Source organism: Paraglaciecola algarum (assembly GCF_021532655.1).
GTDB lineage: Bacteria > Pseudomonadota > Gammaproteobacteria > Enterobacterales > Alteromonadaceae > Paraglaciecola > Paraglaciecola algarum.
Genome location: NZ_JAKGAS010000007.1, coordinates 152,213 through 171,929, shown reverse-complemented (window position 1 = coordinate 171,929; position 19,717 = coordinate 152,213). Strand labels below are relative to the sequence as shown.

19 protein-coding genes are annotated in these 19,717 nt (G+C 41.5%); 2 read left to right on the top strand and 17 right to left on the bottom strand.

Annotation, left to right across the window (positions count from 1 at the left end; genetic code table 11):
- The first annotated feature begins 53 nt into the window (after window positions 1-53).
- A complete protein-coding gene (locus L0668_RS13685; RefSeq protein WP_235313267.1) occupies window positions 54-3,947 on the top strand; it encodes a cellulase family glycosylhydrolase in 3,894 nt (1,297 codons plus the stop codon).
- 70 nt (window positions 3,948-4,017) lie between these two features.
- Here L0668_RS13685 and L0668_RS13680 read toward each other — a convergent pair whose 3' ends face one another.
- The 11 genes from L0668_RS13680 to cyaY all read right to left on the bottom strand — a co-directional run bounded on the left by L0668_RS13680 (window position 4,018) and on the right by cyaY (window position 12,375).
- Complete coding sequence (locus L0668_RS13680; protein WP_235313266.1) at window positions 4,018-5,019, bottom strand: MBL fold metallo-hydrolase; 1,002 nt, start codon at window positions 5,017-5,019, stop codon at window positions 4,018-4,020.
- A 7-nt stretch (window positions 5,020-5,026) separates the two neighbouring features.
- Window positions 5,027-6,193, bottom strand: a complete 1,167-nt coding sequence (locus L0668_RS13675; protein ID WP_235313265.1) for a heme biosynthesis HemY N-terminal domain-containing protein — start codon at window positions 6,191-6,193, stop codon at window positions 5,027-5,029.
- Window positions 6,190-7,560 (bottom strand): uroporphyrinogen-III C-methyltransferase, encoded by a 1,371-nt coding sequence (locus tag L0668_RS13670; RefSeq protein ID WP_235313264.1) that lies wholly within the window; start codon window positions 7,558-7,560, stop codon window positions 6,190-6,192. Before L0668_RS13670 ends, L0668_RS13675 begins: the two co-directional genes overlap by 4 nt.
- A gap of 29 nt (window positions 7,561-7,589) precedes the next feature.
- Window positions 7,590-8,309: a uroporphyrinogen-III synthase gene (locus L0668_RS13665; protein WP_235313263.1), complete on the bottom strand. Its 720-nt coding sequence runs from the start codon at window positions 8,307-8,309 to the stop codon at window positions 7,590-7,592.
- A gap of 19 nt (window positions 8,310-8,328) precedes the next feature.
- Window positions 8,329-9,264, bottom strand: coding sequence for a hydroxymethylbilane synthase (hemC, locus tag L0668_RS13660; protein WP_235313262.1), 936 nt, complete (start codon window positions 9,262-9,264; stop codon window positions 8,329-8,331).
- 67 nt (window positions 9,265-9,331) lie between these two features.
- On the bottom strand, window positions 9,332-9,802 hold the full coding sequence (locus tag L0668_RS13655; RefSeq protein WP_235313261.1) for a GNAT family N-acetyltransferase: 471 nt from the start codon (window positions 9,800-9,802) through the stop codon (window positions 9,332-9,334).
- Between the two features lie 15 nt (window positions 9,803-9,817).
- Window positions 9,818-10,285: a YHS domain-containing (seleno)protein gene (locus L0668_RS13650; protein WP_235313260.1), complete on the bottom strand. Its 468-nt coding sequence runs from the start codon at window positions 10,283-10,285 to the stop codon at window positions 9,818-9,820.
- Window positions 10,286-10,481: 196 nt separating this feature from the next.
- Window positions 10,482-10,895 (bottom strand): SRPBCC family protein, encoded by a 414-nt coding sequence (locus L0668_RS13645; protein WP_235313259.1) that lies wholly within the window; start codon window positions 10,893-10,895, stop codon window positions 10,482-10,484.
- 1 nt (window position 10,896) lies between these two features.
- Window positions 10,897-11,229 carry a metalloregulator ArsR/SmtB family transcription factor gene (locus L0668_RS13640; RefSeq protein ID WP_235313258.1) on the bottom strand — a complete coding sequence of 111 codons (333 nt, stop codon included), beginning with the start codon at window positions 11,227-11,229 and terminating at the stop codon, window positions 10,897-10,899.
- A 117-nt stretch (window positions 11,230-11,346) separates the two neighbouring features.
- Window positions 11,347-12,018, bottom strand: a complete 672-nt coding sequence (locus L0668_RS13635) for an alpha/beta hydrolase (RefSeq protein ID WP_235313256.1) — start codon at window positions 12,016-12,018, stop codon at window positions 11,347-11,349.
- A gap of 39 nt (window positions 12,019-12,057) precedes the next feature.
- A complete protein-coding gene (cyaY, locus tag L0668_RS13630) occupies window positions 12,058-12,375 on the bottom strand; it encodes an iron donor protein CyaY (protein WP_235313254.1) in 318 nt (105 codons plus the stop codon).
- Between the two features lie 90 nt (window positions 12,376-12,465).
- On the opposite strand from cyaY, the gene gmk reads away from it, so the two are divergent.
- The gene (gmk, locus tag L0668_RS13625) at window positions 12,466-13,110 is read left to right on the top strand and encodes a guanylate kinase (RefSeq protein WP_235313253.1); all 645 of its coding nucleotides are present in this window, start codon (window positions 12,466-12,468) and stop codon (window positions 13,108-13,110) included.
- A gap of 82 nt (window positions 13,111-13,192) precedes the next feature.
- Here gmk and thiH read toward each other — a convergent pair whose 3' ends face one another.
- The 6 genes from thiH to thiC are packed head-to-tail and all read right to left on the bottom strand — an operon-like array spanning window position 13,193 to window position 19,690.
- Complete coding sequence (gene thiH, locus L0668_RS13620) at window positions 13,193-14,302, bottom strand: 2-iminoacetate synthase ThiH (protein ID WP_235313252.1); 1,110 nt, start codon at window positions 14,300-14,302, stop codon at window positions 13,193-13,195.
- A 14-nt stretch (window positions 14,303-14,316) separates the two neighbouring features.
- Window positions 14,317-15,090, bottom strand: a complete 774-nt coding sequence (locus L0668_RS13615) for a thiazole synthase (protein WP_235313251.1) — start codon at window positions 15,088-15,090, stop codon at window positions 14,317-14,319.
- 3 nt (window positions 15,091-15,093) lie between these two features.
- Window positions 15,094-15,312: a sulfur carrier protein ThiS gene (gene thiS, locus L0668_RS13610; RefSeq protein ID WP_235313250.1), complete on the bottom strand. Its 219-nt coding sequence runs from the start codon at window positions 15,310-15,312 to the stop codon at window positions 15,094-15,096.
- Window positions 15,309-16,133 (bottom strand): HesA/MoeB/ThiF family protein, encoded by an 825-nt coding sequence (locus tag L0668_RS13605; protein WP_235313249.1) that lies wholly within the window; start codon window positions 16,131-16,133, stop codon window positions 15,309-15,311. Before L0668_RS13605 ends, thiS begins: the two co-directional genes overlap by 4 nt.
- Complete coding sequence (locus tag L0668_RS13600; protein ID WP_235313248.1) at window positions 16,130-17,725, bottom strand: bifunctional hydroxymethylpyrimidine kinase/phosphomethylpyrimidine kinase; 1,596 nt, start codon at window positions 17,723-17,725, stop codon at window positions 16,130-16,132. Before L0668_RS13600 ends, L0668_RS13605 begins: the two co-directional genes overlap by 4 nt.
- A gap of 3 nt (window positions 17,726-17,728) precedes the next feature.
- A complete protein-coding gene (gene thiC / locus L0668_RS13595) occupies window positions 17,729-19,690 on the bottom strand; it encodes a phosphomethylpyrimidine synthase ThiC (RefSeq protein WP_235313247.1) in 1,962 nt (653 codons plus the stop codon).
- Between the last annotated feature and the right edge of the window lie 27 nt (window positions 19,691-19,717).

Sequence of the window (19,717 nt, the reverse complement as noted above, 5' to 3'; positions counted from 1 at the left end):
CGTTGTTGTTTGCCAACTTTAAGTTAATAACAGCTAAGAAAACAGGATATATGATGAATAAGTTAACAAGTAAAAATCATCTTTTGAGCACCATGATGCAGGTCGGTGGACTGGCAATGGCAGCTATGTTAAGTGGTTGTGGTAGTGATGCGCCAGCGACAGTCAAACCAGTGCCTATTGCGGTAGAACAACCCGCACCTACTACAGAGTCTTACTCAATGCTAAAACAGCAAGGCACCATGTGGGTCAATCAACAAGGTCAAAAAGTGTCTTTACGAGGTATTAATTTGGGCAACTGGTTAGCCATGGAAATGTGGATGTTTGGTGGTGAAGAAGCCCTAGGTGGCGGGATCTTAGATCAGTGCACCTTAGAAAACACACTAGTAGAACGTTTTGGTGAAGCTGAAAAACAAAGATTAATGACTTTACACAGAGACAGCTGGATCACTGAAAACGATTGGGATGTGATGCAACAAGCTGGATTCAATTTAGTACGGGTGCCGTTTTTATATGATTTACTAGAAAACGACGACCAACCCATGACACTCAAAGACGATGCGTGGAAGTATTTGGATTGGGCCGTAGAGATGGCAGCCGCCCGTGACATGTACCTAGTCTTGGATTTACATGGCGCTGCAGGTAGACAAGGCAGTGAGCAACACACAGGTTGTGCGGGACAAAATCAACTATGGGAAAGTGATGAATACAAAGCGCGCACGGCTTGGTTGTGGAAACAAATCGCTGCTCGTTATAAAGATGAGCCTGCCATAGCAGGTTATGGCTTGTTGAATGAACCTTGGGGTACAGACGCAGAGACGTTAAAAGATTTTGTTGTTGATCTTTATGATGCTGTACGTAGCGAAGATGAGCAGCATATTGTTATTTTGCCAGGTCATAATTCTGAGGGTATTACTGCTTATGGTGACCCACTGGACTATGGTATGGACAATGTTGCATTCGAAATGCATTTTTATCCAGGCATATTTGGTTGGGGTGAAATTGGCTATGATGTACATAGAGATTGGCTCACCTGTGGAGAAAACGGTGATGCTGGTGTATGTAGTTGGGCCAAACAAGCGCGAGACGTTTTCACACCTATGTTGATTGGCGAAATGCAGCCTTGGACTGGGTTGGGCGAGTTAGGTGGCGATGTTACCCGTGCAACGTTCGACAAGTACAATCAGCTCAATTGGGCGGTAACGGCTTGGTCACTTAAAACTGTATCACCTGCCGGTGGTGTCGGTAACGGTAGTTGGGGATTACTCACTAACAATGGTGACCAGTTATTAGCGAAAGCTGAAACGTGGAGCTGTAATAACTGGGAAAGTACCTTTGCTGAAGCGTGTGCTGTGTCGGCTAAAAGTACCGTGCCTTATTATGGAGAAGGATCTAAAACTATGTATCTAGCCATTAAAACGGGATCGTTTAATGGTACGGATGTAATCTATGACAATATTGCGTTAACCAATGATACAACGGGTGAAAATGCATTGTCGAATGGAGACTTTGGCACAGGCGAAGGTTGGACAGAAGTGGCTGTATGGGGGGATCCTCGCAATTATGATTTTGCTTATCCCGCGGGAGAATTTGCCGGTAGCGATACAGGCGCTGCGCTAAATGTTACGGCACCTGCAGGGCATAATAGTGTGATTTATATGCCTGTTCAGGTAGAAGGCGGCCAGTCTTATACACTCTCTGGTAAATTTAAAGATAATGGTGACTTTGGTAATGACATGTGGGCCGAAATTTACCTGATCCCAGAAATGCCAACCGAAGGTATTGATGTGACGGGGCGAGTGTTACCATCGGTAGATGCAAACAGTTCAAGCCCAGAGGAAATAGCACACTTCTTTACTTCATTTGCAAGTATGGACTATGTGGCAAACCAAGATGTTATGCAGGCACTTACAGCGACTGAGCCAGCTAATATTTTTGTTAATATTCCAGTATCGCCAAGCAACTTAAGCTTAAATGTATCTGAAACATCAGTTGGGTTATCTTGGGAAGCCATTCAAAATAACATAAGTGGTTATAAAATATATCGTTCTACTGCGCCACGTTCAGGCTTTGAAGTGTTAGCGGAAACTACCAGTACTAGTTATACCGATAGCGAATTGTTAGCCAATACCACTTATTATTATTATGTATCGGCATATAACGAAACTGACGAAGGCTACGCTAGTAATATTGAAGCCAGCGGCGACACTTTCTACACCTTACCTACCTTTATCGAAGCTGAAAACTACACTGCCTCACACCCTGGTGTGAACACTGAGGGATCCGGTGACATAGGTGGTGGTTTTAACATTGGTAGTTTCGAAACGAATCGTTGGGTTGATTATGGTATTAATGTTGAAACAGCGGGGACTTATAGTGCTGAATTTAGGTTAGCCAGCTTAGTGGGTGATGTACGTTTTGATGTAATTGTGGCAGGTGAGGTACTGACCACTATTACGGTACCAAACACAGGTGGCTGGCAAGACTATGTTACGCTTTCGGTAAATCTAGATATGCCTGCAGGCCAATCTACTTTGCGTCTTAACTCTTTAGATAATCAGTGGAACTTAAATTGGATGCGCTTTAGTGAAGGAGCGGCAGAGCCTACTCCGGAACCAGAACCTACGCCTATTCCAACAGGTGATGTAGATTTTGTGGTTACTTTACAAAACCCCACTGGCGGAACCAATGCAAATGTAACTATGGTTGATGATGCTGATAAATCTGCTCAAGTGATTAGTTTAGAGGTGTTGGCTAGTGACGGGGTTGATCAAGGTTATGCATCTATTCCTCTAGAAAGTTTCGACTTGAGTGTGTTTGCGCGTTTAACCTTTGATATGAGAGACACACAGGGCGTGAATACTGCTCATGTGACCTTAGTGGATGACCAAGGTAATACTTGGTCAAAATGGACTGACGATCAAACTACCCAAGATGCTTGGGCAAACCTAGGTTTGGATTATTCAGAGGCTGCATCAACTATCGAGCTGAGTAAAGTCACAGAAGTGCGTATTGCCCAGTGGAATTCTGGCACCTATTTGGTTTCAGATGTAACTTTAGTGGCGCAAGTCGCTACGCCATCCCCCCTGCCAACTGGAGAAGTTGATTACGTATTTGCACTTCCTCAACAACCTACAGGTGGGACTAACGCGACAGTCTCTGTGGTCAATGATCAAGATAAAGGAGCAGATGTATTGAGTTTACAAGTCCTAGCTAATGATGGGGTGGATCAAGGTTATGCCTCACTATCATTTGCTGAAATTGATTTTACTCAATTTGCCAACATGACAGTACAATTTAAAGACTCGGTAGGAAGTAATACTGCACATGTCACCTTGGTGGATAATGAAGGGGCAACATGGTCATTGTGGACGGATGATAGTACTTCGCTTAATCAATGGGTGACTTTGAATGTGAACTATCAAGCAGCACAAGGTATTGATCTGTCTAAGGTAGTGGAAGTGCGATTTGCTCAATGGAATGCGGGCACCTACATGCTTGATAAGGTGACCTTGGTTGCCTCGGTAGAAGGAAGTATGTCTATTCCGTTATCTGAAAACCCTATGAGCGGCAGTAATGCAACTGTGTCTTTGGTAAACGATGCTGAAAAAGCCGCTGACGTACTGAGCTTAGAAGTACTAGCTAATGATGGGGTGGACCAAGGTTATGCTGGAGTATCATTTGCCGCTATAGATATGACTATGTATCAATCTCTTAATTTCGATATGAAAGATACCCAAGGTAATAATACGGTTTACATGACCTTTGTGGATGGTGAAGGTGCTACTTGGTCAGCTTGGACTGAAGCCGGAACTACTCAAAATGAATGGGCTACTATCCCGTTTACTTATAGTGGTGCTGCAGGTATCGATTTAACCAATATTGTGGAAATCCGTTTTGCTCAGTGGAATGCGGGGACTTATTATATTGCGAACATCATGCTTAACTAAATGTGACAAGTAATCTAATTTTTTAAAGCCCTACTGGCACGCCAGTGGGGCTTTATTTTTAACACTTTATTTAAAAGGTTAATACTTGACCTTGTTTAGCTAGAATAAATTCTATGCCTAAATTGTTAGCTTGGGCTAACTCTTGTCTAATCTTATGTCTTGGATTTTGTCCTGAGGCTAAACTGTATTTAATGTGGCTGATGACAACTTTAGTACCTGCTAAGGTAATATTTGGCTGGAGTAAAATGTTGAATTGTTTGAGTTCGGCCATTAGCCATTTAGGGGTTAAGTGACCAAATAAAAGGTTGTCGGGTCTTTGGTTATCAAAAGACACTTCTATAATTAACCCGCGTAATGTTTTGTCTGGCATTTGTTTGGCTAGGTATCGCCAAATCGCGTTTAACTTACCCTGTTTTTCAACTTCGTCTGGGCCTGTGTCGCCAAAATAAACAAACATATTTTGGCCTTTTTCGATTACAAAAGCGGTGGATTCCAAAGGGTGGCTCAAGCTAAAAGCTGTGACTTTTAAACTGGTATTTTTTATCGGAGTAGCTTGTTTGGGCTTTAAATCTATTAACTGGTACTGGTTTAACTGAGGTGGTTTGCCTCGATTAGTGAAATTGGCCCAAGCTTGCCAATTAAAATAGGTGTCTAACAAGGTTTGGTTGACTGATGGCAGAGCGTAAATAGGCTTTTTGCTATCTTGTGGAGACGAAATCAGCATGCCGGCAACATGATCTAAATGGCCGTGGCTGATCAAATAAGCCTTAACATGTTCACGCAAAATGATGCCATTGGTTTGCCAAGCGGGATCGTTATTTATAGTAATATTTGCAAATGCTTTTTTGTGTAGGGCTACGTTAATTCCATTCACTAGGCTGCCAGCATCTAAAGCAATGTAATTGCTGTCAGACAAAGAGCGTAATAAAAATGCGCTGAGGTTGCCGTCTTGAATGCCGCCAGTATCACCTAAGGTAATTAACTCAAAGGCTGGTTTTACATATTTAGGAGCAGGATTGGCAAATATCTGGCAACTTAAACTGACCAGAATAAATAGTGTCAATAACTTCATATTTTGATTACTTATCCTGTTGAGAAAAACTCTGTTTATAAAACTGTAAGGCGTGACTGTCATCGTGTTGAGATTCCTTAATTTCAGCCATAAGTTGCAAATCTTGTTTGCGGTTGGCCAGTTTTATTGCTTTGTTTAAGGCTTTTTCAGCTAACACTTTGTCGTTTGAATGAAAGGCAATATGAGCGAGTGCTGATAACAAATCTACATTTAAATCATCTTGTTTGATCCAACTTTCTAATTTACGAATAGAGTTAGCTGGGTTAGGTAAACGGATTTGTTTAAATAAAGGAACTAGCAAAGCATTCGGTCCAGATCTTTGAGACTCAATAAGTACTTGCTCTGCATCTGAGTGCATACCTTGGTCAATTAATTGTTGAATATAGGCTGCTTGTTGAGCGGGATCTTTGCGTGTTGCTCTTGGTAAAGTCTGCCAATTTTGTTTCAGTTCTGCCGCGCCTTGTTTGCTGGCAATTTCAGCAAAGCTGCCTTTTGATGCCTGTTGCATTAAATCTTGATATGCTGGGCCTAACGCTTTTTTCCAAGCTTTTAATTTAGTTTTTAAAGTTTGCCAATGCCCAGCCTGACTTAAGGCTTTGGCCCAAAGTTTGATGACAGGAGTTTGCTCTTGTTGCTTTTGAGTTAAGGCTTCGATTAAGTCTAAGGCTTCTTGATTCTTATTTTGCTCGAGAGCAAATTTTATTAAGCTGATATTGGCAGCCAGAGCTGACTTTTCGTAAGTCGTGGCCATGCGCCAATAAGCCTGTGCTTGTTGAGGTTGGCCTAGGTTTATTTCAGCGTCAGCCGCAGCTAATAAGTTAATACCATCAAAGTCTTCATTTTCAACTTTGCTAAATTGAGTTTTAGCTTCTAAATAATTAGTCTCGGCTAAAGCAATTAACCCTTGTCTGAAGGCTTTTTGTTTTTTTCGGTAACCCCAATTGCCTAGCCAATTGCGCGAGCCAGAGGCGGCTTTAAGTGCATTCTTAATAAACCAGTTCAGGATTAAAAAGCCCACAAAAATAAAGATCATGGAAATAGCCAATGAAAATACATTCATTTCTACTACCCAACCGCTGAATTCGACAAATACATAACCTCTGTCGTCAAACACCATAGCGCCAAGCATTAGGGCGATGAGTAATAAAACAAATACGATACAAATTCTAATCATGGTTGAATAGCCTCGCCTGACTCTGTAGCCACCGAAGGTTTGGTCGCCTCGGCTGGCACTGCTGCCTCGCTAACGTCAGTGGCGTCTATTTTCTCAGCAATAGAAGTAACAAAACGGTTATCCAATCTGCGCTCAATCAAATCTTGTAATGCTGGAGCTGAGCTAAACTGTTCGGGGTAAATACGTTCAATATCTGTTGCTTGCAACTCGGTTAAACTCGCTAAAAACTGCGTCACTAGATTTTGACCTAAATCAAAAAATTGATTAGTTAATTGCACTGAGGTGTTTAAAGACTGTTGGAACAACTCACTGTTTTCTTTTAATACCGCTACTTGAGCTTGCAACAAGGCAAACTTAAGTTGTTCTTTAGCTAACCATTGTTCTTTGTCAGACATAAACGGCTTGATTTCAGTGGTTTTGCGTTTAACACTAAAAAAGTCTTGAGTAACTTGTTGCCAATTACGGGCTAAGTTCGTACGCCAATTGTCTTCTTGCTCAGTCGCAGTAGTTGAGCTCTCTGTCTCAGGCTTTTTAAAATAAGCTAGCGGTAAACTATCAATTTGGTTTAGCAGTGCGCCCACTGATAAGGCAACTGAGTCTATTGATACTTGATTGACTAATTGTAATTTTTGTATATCGCTGGCGAGTTTTTCTCGAATGGGAATTAAACTAGGATCATTTAAATCTGCTAAGCGGGAATCTGCTGACTCGAGCATCATGCCAGAGGTTCTTACGTCATTTTCTAACCATAACTTTCTACCGGCCATACGCACCAAATAATCAGCTTCTGCCAATAACCAGTCGGATGGTCGTCGTCCTGTCACATCTGCCAAATTTTGTTGGTTGGTACTTACTTGCTCGCTAGTTATTTGTAATTGCCTAACTAAACTTTCAACGCTTGCCTGTAGTGCTTGGTTTTGTTGGGTTAGTTGATTTTCAATGTCGCGGGCAGTGGATAATGATTGAGCCACTTGTGATTGTTGATTTTGTACCCTGGTATTTTGCGTGGTTAATAATTGGTTTTGTTGTGCTGATTGAGTTTGCCATTGCATCCAACCCCAATAGCCAGCTCCAACAACGCCTACTAACAGCAATAAGTTGATTAGAGTGAAAAACCACAAGATGCCGGTTTTAGCTGATGGTGAAGCTTTAGATGGAGTAGGTCGCGAAGAAGTATTGGCTGAGCTACCAATATCCTTGTTACTGGAATTAGATTTAGCATTAGATGCAGGGCTTTTATTCGCTGCGCTGTTACTCGCTGCATTTTTATTAGCCTTGGGCGTGGCTTTATCTTCAGCTAATTGTTTTTCCAAATCAGCTAAGGTTTTTTGATCAGCTGGTGTTAGTTTGTCTTGACTGTCTGCCATTTAAAGCTCCGAAGAATGTCTTGCGCGAATTACAGTTGTTGGACGCATTGAATAAGTGCCTGATCGCTGGCGTCTTTACTAATTTTTATTTGTTCTACACCTAATTTAGCAGCAATTTGAGCGGTGCGTTGACTGACTACTATCCATTTTTGTTTGATTAACCAAGCAAGCTCAAAATAGTCAAACGCGGCTTCAATCACTTCACCACTAGTAGCAATAATGCAATGAATTTGCTCTGGGTGCCAGTCTTGTGTCGATAAAGGTTGAGTCACTCTTTGCCTTTTGTATACTTCCCATTCTTGAACTTGAGCGCCACGGGCCTTTAAGCTCTCTACAAGTAACTCTCTACCGCCATATCCTTTCATAATAATGACCGTTTTATTGGTGACATTATTCAGTTCTGGTAAAGCAAGTAGCCCTTCGGTTCTAGGCTCTTGGGGTACAATTACATTGATTGCAGCTGATTTTAGGATCTGTGCTGTGCTAGCGCCTACCGCAAAAAATTGAATGTTAGCAGGCCATTTTTGTTTAAGTAAAACACTTTGCTGCGCGGCGACTGTGCTAGTGACTATCACTAGGATATTTGACTCCTTGGTTAACTGAGCCATTTTGTCAGGTAGTTTTGTTATGGCTTGATCATCAACTAAGGTATCAATTAGGCCACAAGCAATTGTGTTTAAACCTGCTTGATTAAAAGCTTTAGCACTAGCTTGGCATTTTGCTTGTGGTCTAAGTAACAAATAACTCAAGGAAACAACCTTACTTAGTTTATTCAGCGTGCAGAGCAGCTAAAATTTCACCGGCACCTTGGTCGAGTAACATTTGGGCTACTTGCTCACCAATTAGTTCTGCTTGGTCTACTGTGCCGGTTTGGCTTGCATGCAACAAGGTTTTGCCATCGGTTGAGCCAACTAGACCTTTTAAGCTGATTTTACTCGACTCTTGATCGATAACCGCAAAACTGCCGATAGGCACTTGGCAGCCACCATTTAGTTTGGCATTCATGGCTCTTTCTGCACGCACACGAATTGAGGTTTCTTGATGATTAAGTGGCGCCAGTAAATCAATTAATTCTTGGTCGTCGTTACGGCATTCAATGCCTACCGCACCTTGACCTACAGCTGGCAAAGATTGATCTGCTGGGATTTGAAATTGAATACGTTCTTGCATACCTAAACGGATAAGTCCGGCTGCGGCTAAAACGATAGCGTCATATTCACCTGCGTCTAATTTTGCTAAGCGAGTGTTAACATTGCCTCGTAAATCCTTAATGACTAAATCAGGGCGTAACTTACGTAACTGGCATTGACGTCTAAGACTAGAAGTCCCTACCACTGCATTTTGTGGCAATGTATCTAAATCGGCATAGGTATTCGACACAAAAGCATCAAAAGGGTTTTCTCGTTCACAAATAGCGTGCAAACCAAACCCTTCTGGAAATTCTACAGGCACGTCTTTCATAGAATGTACGGCGATATCTGCACGACCTTCGGTCATGGCCACTTCTAACTCTTTTATAAACAAGCCTTTACCACCAATTTTAGCTAAAGGTGTATCAAGAATTTTGTCGCCTTGGGTGCTCATTGGCACTAGTTCTACATTGATATTTGCATGGGCGCTGAGTAGTGCTGCTTTAACATATTCTGCCTGCCACAGTGCTAATGCACTTTTTCGGGTGGCAATACGTATGGTTCTTGCTGACATTTAGGTTCCGTCATAAAAAATGGATATTTTATGAGTAGATCTTACCAGAAAATTTTAGAGTGTGGGGTTAAAGCTTGATGCACAACAAAGGTAAAAATCGATCAGGGATACTGCCCGATTCAGTCTCCCCAATTTTAATTGCCCCTTGGCTGAGATAAAAGTCTTCAGCGTATGGATCGCTATGAATTATGAGCTCTGATAGTTGTAGTTTTTTGGTTTGTTGAATTACGTCGCTAAGCAATATCTTCCCTATACCCTGGCCAATAAACTTGGGTTCAATAAATAGGGCATTTAATTCAGCTTGCTGATTAGACACATAGTGTATTGCGTAAAACCCAACTACTTCTTGTTCTAGATTTTTAACTACTTTAAAACACCACTGCTTAGAATTTAGCTGCTCTGCGGTGTAAGTTAATTCTGCTTTGCAATTATCCAAAAAAATTTGGTTATAACCCCAGTGGGCTTTTGATTTTAAGGCCAAATCACTGAGTATTGGAGCGTCATCTAACCCCGCTTGTTGAATGGTGTAGTCAGACATTTGTTTGCTCGAGAACTATTTGTACTTGTTTACATTTGTGGTCTTTGGGTAAAAACCATCAGCTTCAGCTATGTTAGATAACTTATCTTCTAGCCATGCATTTTGTACACTTTTGCTGTAATTCAAATACAACTTTTTGTCATGAATATGCCAAGCATCTTCGTCTATACGTACTGTTCTGCCTTCATCAGACATAGCATAAGCACACCAACCGCCATACTGAGGTGCATATTTTTCGGGGGCAGCTTTAAATAATTCTAAATTTTTCTGGCTGGCAAAACGCCAGTTTGCATCTCGCCAAGTAAATTCAAACTTTTTATCGCCTTTGACTGGTTTGGATTCGGTGAAGTAGGCAACTGTGTCATAGCCATCAATGGCAGTGTTATTAAAACGTCCGGTATTGACCGCGTCGTCTAATGCAAAAGCGGGTAGGGTGATAAAAGTTATAAGTATTAAGCAGCTAGCTCGTAAAAATTTAAACATGATTAATTTCCTTGGGGGAATGCTTAGTTAATTTAATAAACCGAATATAGCCTAATTTAATTTCATCACATTTTTATCACAGCACTAAAATTCATTTTATGATTCTTGGTATACCTGCGTTTTTTTTAAAAAAAGGTGGCATCAGACTGAGCCACCATTTTCACGAATCAATCTTGTTTTGTTTTACGAAATCACTTTATGAAACCACTTTACGTAAACGAGCGAAGTGTTCGTCCCAACCCACATCATGGTCAGCTGCCATGTTAAAGCTACCTTCAGCCATATTGTCCCAGCCATGGTGTACTAGTTTGAGCACTGTGCCACCATCTTGGGCGGTAAGTGTCCAGGTGACAGTGGTTTCCACTCCCTGCAAATAATTATGGGTGAAAGTATGAACCAACCGATTGGGCGCATCCAGTTCAGATATGGTACCCCAACACATTTTATCGCCTTCTTTACCTAAGCTGTTGGTGAGTAAAGAGTACTCTCCGCCTTGCTGCATGATCCCACCACCTCGATGAAACCAAGTGGCAAGTAAATCTGGATCGGTTAAAAACTTCCATACGTGTTCTGGTGGCGCTTTTAAAAAAATGGTTTTAACTATTTGCATCTTATTGCTCCTTATCCTCAAGAACCTTATCTTCCACCACTTGTTTTAAGTGATTGAGTTGCTTATCCCAGAATTGATCAAAATAATTGAACCAATCCATTGCCGACATAAGTTGGGTTAAATTGAGCCGATTGATCCGCTCTCTACCTTGGGTTTCAATAATGACTAAGTCAGCCTCATTTAGAATTTTTAGATGTTTAGCTACTGCCGGACGAGTCATTTGAAAATGATCCGCTATATCGCCAATACACAGATCTTGCTCTTTGAGCATACATAAAATGGCTCGCCGAGTAGGATCTGCTAATGAACGAAATACAGGTTGATAATCCATCATATTATTTTTACCTAAATGTTTACCGTTAAAATGAAACCAAAAGGTTTTATAAATATAATACCATTTGGTTTCATGTCAAGGCGTGATGAAATAATTTGTTTAACTCTTAAAATTAAATTAGCTAAGTTGGGTTTGTAACCAAGTTGAGATGTCGTTGAGCTCTGGCACACATACATTGTGCTGCATTGGGTATTCTCTCCAACTGGCTGGGTAGCCGTTGCTTTCTAAGGTTTTAAATGCAGCATTACCCATAAACATAGGTACCACATCATCATGTTGGCCATGGGCGACAAAAATCGAGGTATCTTTATTGGCAGAGTGGGCTTCTGCGGTTAGAGTTTCTGGCTCACACATATAACTCGATAAAGACATAATGCCAGCTAGTTTATGTGGGTAACGAGTACCAAGATGCAATGCGATTACCCCACCTTGGGAGAATCCAGCTAGGATGATTTTGTCAGCTGGAATACCTTGGGCAATTTCTTTTTCGATTAAAGCTTCAACTAAATCAGCGGATTCGTTTACGCCTGTTCTGTCGGCTCGGCTTGAAAAGTCCATGCTTTTTATATCGTACCAAGCGCGCATTTCCATGCCGTTATTAATAGTGACAGGACGCACTGGCGCATGAGGGAAAATAAAGCGTACGGCTAACTCTTCCGGCATTTTGAGTTCAGGTACAATAGGCGCAAATCCATTACCAGAGTCACCTAAACCATGTAACCAAATGACTGTGGCCTTGGCTGTGGTAGTTGGGTTTACTTCAACATAAGGTAAATCTTGTGCGCTCATTGTGATAATCTCTTCTTATCCGTTATAGTTGGTAGGTGCTTACTTTCTTAGTGAAACAGTTTGTTCAGCTTGTTTGCTGCATGCTTCATCTAAGAATGACCAAAATTCAACGTCTGTACGTTCGTCGATCCATAAGTCATTTTGAAAATTAAAATGATGACCATTAAATTTAGTGGCTACCCATAATTGATGAAGTGGCGGTTGTTTATTAATAATTATTTTACTGCCATTTTCAAATGTCATGGTAAGTATACTGCCCGCAGATTCATAATCTATATCTACTTCACACTCGTCTAACATTTCTTCAATGCTAATTAATAAATCATCTGTCATTTGATGGTATTGGCTATCGTTCATAATATCTTGCTCGTTATGTATTCTGTTGCTAGCAATATGCTAACATTGCTAGTTAATCGCGACACCATAATTAATGACTAATATATAAATATGCCACAGACTCTCGGAAATCTTTTTATTCTTACTGCACCTTCAGGGGCAGGTAAATCTAGTTTGATTAAAGCTTTGTTAGAAAAACACCAGTGCACAAATGCCCACAATAATGTGATGCAGGTTTCTGTATCCCACACCACTCGTGCTCCAAGACCAGGTGAAGTGGATGGTGTACATTACCATTTTGTGGACAGAGCTGAATTTGAATCTTTAATTGAGCAAGATGCATTTTTTGAATGGGCCGAAGTATTTGGTAATTATTACGGCACCTCAAAAATTGTGATTGAGCAAACCTTACGTCAAGGTATTGATGTATTTTTAGATATTGATTGGCAAGGAGCTCGCCAAGTTAAAGCGCAGATTCCGGATACAGCTACCGTATTTGTCGCGCCACCCTCAAAACAAGAATTACAAGCTAGATTGACTAAACGTGGCCAAGATTCTGCTGAGGTGATTGAGCAACGTATGGCCAAAGCTGTATCTGAAATATCCCACTACCATGAGTTTGATTATATTGTGGTGAATGATGATTTTGCAGCCGCTTTAGCAGAGTTAGATGCCATTGTGATGACCCGACGCCTTCGTAAAGAAAAACAAATTATTCGTCATCAGCAGTTATTTGATAACTTACTTGGTGAATAAATCAGGTGAATAAAAAAACAAGTATTATTAGAGTGGTTGGTGTGAGCTGTATTTAAAGCCTTTAGCCTTTAGCCCTTAGCCACTAGCACCAGCCACTTTCCCAGTCTTTAAATACTGCTTGATAACCTTTGTGATGGATCATGGCTGAGACTTCTTCTACTGAACGTTCATCACTAATTTCAAATTGATCTAATTCTTTTGTAGCAGCACTATACCCACCGGGTTGAGTTGAACTACCTGCGCTCATGTGGGTGATACCAAGAGGAATTAAATTATTACGCAGCTCAATTGACTCGCGGGTTGATAGGCTAATTTCTAATTGTTCGCTAAACAGCCTAAAGGCACAAATTACCTGGACTAAGCCTGCATCTGTTATGGGGGATTTAGGTTGAATACCACCTGTACAAGGGCGTAACCTAGGTAAAGATATGCTGTATTTACTGCGCCAATATTTGTTTTGCAAGTATTCTAGGTGGTGGCCCATCATTAATGCATCCAATCGCCAATCATCTAACCCAAGCAATACTCCTAACCCCATCTTATCCACCCCAGCTTGACCTAATCTGTCTGGGCTATTGAGGCGATACTCGAAGTCTTTTTTATTACCACGGGTATGGTGTTTTGCATAAGTGTTAGTTTGATAGGTTTCTTGATAAAGCATAACTGCATCTAAGCCTAAATCTATCAATTGTTGATATTCTGCCGTAGCCAAAGGTTGTACTTCCATAGCTAAATGGCTGAAGTGTTTTTTCACTTGAGGTAGTACTCGAGAAAAATAGTCGATGCCAACTTTGGTTTCATGTTCACCAGATACTAATAAAACAGAATCAAATCCGCGTTTTTTTATAATCTCTATTTCACTTTCTATTTCTATTTTATTTAAGGTTTTACGCTTTATTTTGTTGCTCATAGTAAAACCACAATAATCACATTCATTGGCGCATAAATTGGATAAGTACAATGGAATGAATAAATTAATATTGTGACCAAAACGCTTTTGGGTAAGTTGCATGGCTGCTTGTGCCATTTGTTCTATAAATGGCTGCGCGGCAGGTGATAACAAAGCCATCAAGGCAGATAAACTACCACTTGGATTAGCCAATGCTTGTTCTACATCTGATGCGGTAGATGAATATAAAGAAAGGCGCAGGTGCTCTCTATCTAATTTTTTGAACACATCTGAAAAATTCATAACCTAGCCTTGGATTAAATTGAGTTGACTGATAAAAAGCCAGTCAATGGACTGGTGTTTTGCGCCTGTTGGCTGACTTGGCCTAGACCAGCTTGGTAGGCTTCTCGGCCTGTTTGTACCGCCTGTTTAAAACAGCGCGCCATTGAAATGGGCTGATTACTGGAGGCAATAGCTGTGTTGACCAATACCGCATCTGCACCCAGCTCCATAGCCGCAGTTGCATGGGACGGGCAACCAATTCCCGCATCTATCACTACAGGAACCTTGGCTTGTTCAATAATAATTTGTAAAAACTCTCGGGTTAATAACCCCTGATTACTGCCAATTGGGCTGGCTAATGGCATTACCGCGCTACAACCCACTTCTTCTAAGCGATGACACAATACTGGATCAGCATGTACATAAGGTAAAACCACAAACCCTTGTTTAGCTAAAGCGTCAGCCGCACTCAGTGTTTCGATCGGGTCTGGCATTAAATATTTAGGATCGGGATGGATTTCTAGTTTTATCCAATTAGTGCCAAACATTTCTTGGGCTAGTTGGGCGGCAAATATGGCTTCTTTGGCATTACGAGCGCCAGAGGTGTTAGGTAACAACTTAACACCCATTTTTGTAAGGGGAACCATCAGATTATCTGTACCTTGGCGTTGATCAATTCGTTTGATGGCTAAGGTGACAAGTTCCGATCCAGAGGCTTTCAGTGCTTCGAGCATAGTTTGAGTGTTAGAGAATTTACCCGTGCCACTGAATAAGCGTGAATTAAATGTATGCTTGGCTATGGTTAACATTACTTACCCTCCTGCTACTGGGCTAAAAATTTCGATTTGGTCTTGGTTCTGGCAAAGATAATTAGGCCACTGACTTTTAGGCATAATTCTCTGATTAACTACCAAAGCAATGTTGGCTAGTTGTATTTCTGGTTTTTGCTCGGCATAACTATTTAACGCCTGCTGTAGGCTGCTATTAGCCGCAATATCTAAGGTGTCTTTATTGAAAGATATAGTGATCATATGTGAGTCTCTGGTTGGGCTGGTGGGCTATTTAGATGAACCTGGCAAACTGGACATTGGGGATCTTGTTGGCGAGTTAATTTACGCCAAGTTAAATCCATCGCATCAAAAATATGTAACTGATTATCCTTTCGGGATAATTGCAATATGTGTTTGATGGTCATCAAAGCTTGCATGCTAGCAACCGTAGCCACTGTGGGCCCGAGTACGCCCATTTCAGCACAGTTAGTCGCTTGTTCTTGAGTCGTGAAAACACAATGGTAACAACCCGCTTCTGGATTGGTTTGGTTATCCACTAAAAGTAATTGACCTCTAAAAGCGGTAACCGCAGCACTAATAAGTGGCAGTGCGCTCTGCACACACCAACGATTAACAGCTTGACGTGTGGCCATATTGTCTGAGCAATCTAAAACAATCAGTTGTTTAGCGGAGATAAGGTCACTCAATAAAGAGCTGTTGTTGATAACACTGTTTATGGTTTTAGCCGTAAATCTCTGTATGTAAGTGCTAACTTTAGTTTGGTGGTTGTGCCTGTTTAAGGCTGTTTTAGCACATTCTACCTTGGACTTTCCTATGTCATAGTTACCAAATAGTATTTGCCTAGGCAGGTTTGAGGTTTCTACTTTGTCGTCATCCATTAAATGTAAATGACCAATACCAGCAGCAGATAGCTGCTGCGCAACATGTGTCCCTAAGCCGCCAACACCAATAATCAGTACATGTTGTTGTAGCAACTTGTGTTGACCAGACTCTTCTACTTGTGGCAGCAAAACTTGTCGGTAATATTGCTCTAATTGTTTATTGGTTAATGCAGGTTTCAAGAACAAGCCTCCCACTGATGTTGTAAGTTTTTCCAACTCAAGCCTGGGTTTTCAGCTTGTTCAACGGCTCGCACCACAGCCACATCGTCCACATTTGTTTGGGCAATCTGGGCTAAATTTTGTTGCTCAATACCACCTATGGCCACTAAAGGAATTTTGCCTTTGAGTAATTGGCAGTAGCGGGCAAGTTTTTGTAGTCCTTGAGGTTGTGATGGCATGGATTTAGTGGGAGTTGGAAAAATATGCCCTATAGCCAGATAACTAGGAGAAAGTTGCTGAATAAGTAACATTTCAAAGTAGCCATGGGAGGATAATCCAAGGGCTAACCCAGCCAGGGATATTTGTTCTAGATCTACTTCTAACACATCTTCTTGACCTAAATGCACACCAAAGGCTCCATGTTTAATGGCTAACTGCCAGTGATCGTTAATAAACACTTGGGCTTGATATTTGCGGCCTAAACCTATTGCTTGCTGGATATCTTCTTCAAGAAGAGAAATGTCTTTAGGCTGTTTTATTCTTAACTGAACTGTTAATGCACCCGCTTTAAGAACTTGTTCAAGTACCTTCAAAGACTGGGTCACGGGATAAATCTGCAAAGGTGTTTTGACTTTGGCAAAACTTACCTTGTGTTGCAGAGCTAACTTAGGGTAGCGAGGCATTTCAATTTTAGGAAAGTATTCTAATTTATTTGGCCAGCCATCACGGGCTAACACACCCGGCCCTTGACCTATTTGATAACCTTTGACTAACCCTTGAGTCACATAAGCTTTAGCAATACAAATAGCATCTAACATTGGATGGCCTAAGGCCATAGCGCTCGCGATTGCCGAAGACAATGTACAGCCAGTACCGTGATTATTGGCGGTGACTATTTTGTTTGTGCAAAAACCAATTAATTGCTGCTGGTGGTGCAAGGATGTGTGCTCTAATTTGGTAGCTGCTAACCAGTCAGTTGCAATTTTGTCAGCTTGTTCTCCGCCCGTGAATAACACGTTGGTATTGGTGCTGTTTTTTAATAGCTCAATTTTTTGTTGCCAAGAACCTTGTTCATCTTGGTTAGCGTTTTCCTGTGTTAGGAAATCCAATTCCTGATAATTTGGCGTGATCAAACTAACCTGTTTTGCAAGTTTTAGATAATCCTTAAGCGAGGGGCTTAGATTAGATTCAGTTAGTGCCTGGCCAGCTGTTGCTAGCATGACAGGATCCCAAATCACAGGAATTTTCCTACCTAGCTGAGCTTCTAGTTTACCTAACTCGTTTTGCAACCAAACTCTAATAGTGCGAACTTGAGATACATTCATCAGTACCCCAATTTTTATGGCTTGGGGTGGCATGTCATTGGCTAAACAATTGAGTTGAGCCAATAACATGCACTCAGATGTTGCCTCTACACCTGCTACTACTGTAGAGTTTTGCGCAGTTGTGCCGGTCACAATATTACAACTATGACCACCCAAATCGTGAATGGTCAAATTATCAGCTTGAATACCTGCACCACCGCCACTGTCTGAAGCAGCTATGCTCCAAACAACAGGGCGCGAGTTATTGCTTTGTTGTAACAAAGGTTCGGCACCTAGATTGACCGACATGTGTTACTTTTCACCTTCTACAACTGGAGTTTCTATTGGAGTGTAAAGTTTGGCTCCTTGGGCTTTAAATTCTTGAGATTTGATGTCCATAGCTTGGAGAATTTCATCTTCATTAAGCATTCTACTTTCCACTAAACGAGTGGCATCTTGCTCTACATCAATGGGCTGGCTAGCCGCGTAATCACGTACTTCTTGAGTGATCTTCATAGAACAAAATTTAGGTCCACACATGGAACAGAAATGCGCGACTTTTGCCGATTCTTGAGGCAAAGACTCGTCGTGGTAAGCGCGGGCTGTATCAGGATCTAAACCTAGGTTATATTGATCTTCCCAACGAAACTCAAATCGAGCTTTGGATAGAGCGTTATCACGAATTTGTGCGCTAGGATGGCCTTTAGCCACATCAGCGGCATGGGCAGCAATTTTGTATGCAATTAAACCTTGCTTAACATCTTCTTTATTCGGTAAACCTAAATGTTCTTTAGGCGTGACATAACACAACATGGCAACCCCGTACCATCCAATTTGGGCGGCACCAATGCCCGAAGTAAAGTGGTCATAACCTGGGGCAATATCTGTGGTTTGTGGGCCTAGGGTATAAAAAGGCGCTTCACTACAAATATCCAGTTGCATCTCAACATTTTCTTTTATGAGTTGCATTGGAATATGTCCAGGGCCTTCCACTATCGTCTGTACATCGTACTCCCATGCAACTTTGACTAGCTCACCTAGTGTTTCTAATTCAGCAAATTGGGCTTCATCATTGGCATCAGCTATACAACCAGGGCGCATACCATCACCTAAGGAAAGTGACACATCATACGCCGCACATAATTGACAGATTTCTCTAAAGTGCTGATATAAAAAACTTTCTTTGTGGTGGAATAGACACCACTTAGCCATGATAGAGCCACCGCGAGAAACAATACCGGTTAAGCGTTTGGCGGTCATAGGTACGTAACGCAAAAGCACACCGGCATGAATGGTAAAGTAGTCTACACCTTGTTCGGCTTGTTCAATTAAGGTGTCGCGAAAGACTTCCCAAGTGAGATCTTCTGCCACACCATTTACTTTTTCTAACGCTTGATAGATAGGCACAGTACCAATTGGCACAGGCGAATTACGTACTATCCACTCACGGGTTTCGTGAATATAACGGCCAGTAGATAAATCCATTACCGTATCAGCACCCCAACGAGTCGACCAAACTAGTTTTTCTACTTCTTCTTCAATTGAAGAGGTCACGGCAGAGTTACCTATGTTGGCATTCACTTTAACTAAAAAGTTACGGCCTATGATCATAGGTTCAGCTTCTGGGTGATTAATATTAACTGGGATAATTGCTCGCCCTCGGGCGACTTCTTCGCGCACAAACTCGGCAGTAATAGGCTGGCCTATAGAGGCACCGAATGCTCGGCCAGGCGCTTTTTGGGTCAACACATCTTGTTTAACTTGTTCTCTGGCCATATTTTCGCGAATAGCTATGTATTCCATTTCAGGAGTGATAATGCCTGCTCTGGCGTAGTGCATCTGGGTGACACATTTGCCCGGTTTGGCTTTTAGTGGGTGGTCTAAAGAATCGAACCTGAGGTGATCTAAGCCGTCATCTGCCATACGTTGTTGAGTATAGCGGGAGCTAGCTGAAGATAATTGTTCAACGTCACCACGAGCAGTAATCCAGTTTCGTCTAACTTTGGGTAAGCCTTGACGCACATTAATATTTGCATCTGGATCTGAGTAGGGACCAGCACAATCGTAAACCAAAATGTCGGGATTACTCTCGGTAATAGGTTCTTCAGATGTGCCACCTAAGATAGTGTCAGTTTGCTGAATTGCACGCATACCCACACGAATATCATGTTGCGTACCTGACAAATAAACTTTAGTTGAATTAGGGTGTAATAATGGCTTTAAGTTATCTATAAATTGTTGTGCGTTAGCACGGGTTTCACGGCGGTTTGACATTAGCAATCTCACAAATACAGTTGAAAA

Bases quoted from the DNA above. Each gene is read 5' to 3' on its own strand.
- gmk (WP_235313253.1), top strand. From the start codon at position 12,466: ATGCCACAGACTCTCGGAAATCTTTTTATTCTTACTGCACCTTCAGGG.
- L0668_RS13600 (WP_235313248.1), bottom strand. From the start codon at position 17,725: ATGTCGGTCAATCTAGGTGCCGAACCTTTGTTACAACAAAGCAATAAC.
- thiH (WP_235313252.1), bottom strand. From the start codon at position 14,302: ATGAATTTTTCAGATGTGTTCAAAAAATTAGATAGAGAGCACCTGCGC.
- L0668_RS13650 (WP_235313260.1), bottom strand. From the start codon at position 10,285: ATGTTTAAATTTTTACGAGCTAGCTGCTTAATACTTATAACTTTTATC.
- L0668_RS13670 (WP_235313264.1), bottom strand. From the start codon at position 7,560: ATGGCAGACAGTCAAGACAAACTAACACCAGCTGATCAAAAAACCTTA.
- L0668_RS13680 (WP_235313266.1), bottom strand. From the start codon at position 5,019: ATGAAGTTATTGACACTATTTATTCTGGTCAGTTTAAGTTGCCAGATA.
- thiS (WP_235313250.1), bottom strand. From the start codon at position 15,312: ATGATCACTATATCTTTCAATAAAGACACCTTAGATATTGCGGCTAAT.
- cyaY (WP_235313254.1), bottom strand. From the start codon at position 12,375: ATGAACGATAGCCAATACCATCAAATGACAGATGATTTATTAATTAGC.
- thiC (WP_235313247.1), bottom strand. From the start codon at position 19,690: ATGTCAAACCGCCGTGAAACCCGTGCTAACGCACAACAATTTATAGAT.
- hemC (WP_235313262.1), bottom strand. From the start codon at position 9,264: ATGTCAGCAAGAACCATACGTATTGCCACCCGAAAAAGTGCATTAGCA.
- L0668_RS13685 (WP_235313267.1), top strand. From the start codon at position 54: ATGAATAAGTTAACAAGTAAAAATCATCTTTTGAGCACCATGATGCAG.
- L0668_RS13635 (WP_235313256.1), bottom strand. From the start codon at position 12,018: ATGAGCGCACAAGATTTACCTTATGTTGAAGTAAACCCAACTACCACA.
- L0668_RS13675 (WP_235313265.1), bottom strand. From the start codon at position 6,193: ATGATTAGAATTTGTATCGTATTTGTTTTATTACTCATCGCCCTAATG.
- L0668_RS13645 (WP_235313259.1), bottom strand. From the start codon at position 10,895: ATGCAAATAGTTAAAACCATTTTTTTAAAAGCGCCACCAGAACACGTA.
- L0668_RS13615 (WP_235313251.1), bottom strand. From the start codon at position 15,090: ATGTTAACCATAGCCAAGCATACATTTAATTCACGCTTATTCAGTGGC.
- L0668_RS13655 (WP_235313261.1), bottom strand. From the start codon at position 9,802: ATGTCTGACTACACCATTCAACAAGCGGGGTTAGATGACGCTCCAATA.
- L0668_RS13640 (WP_235313258.1), bottom strand. From the start codon at position 11,229: ATGATGGATTATCAACCTGTATTTCGTTCATTAGCAGATCCTACTCGG.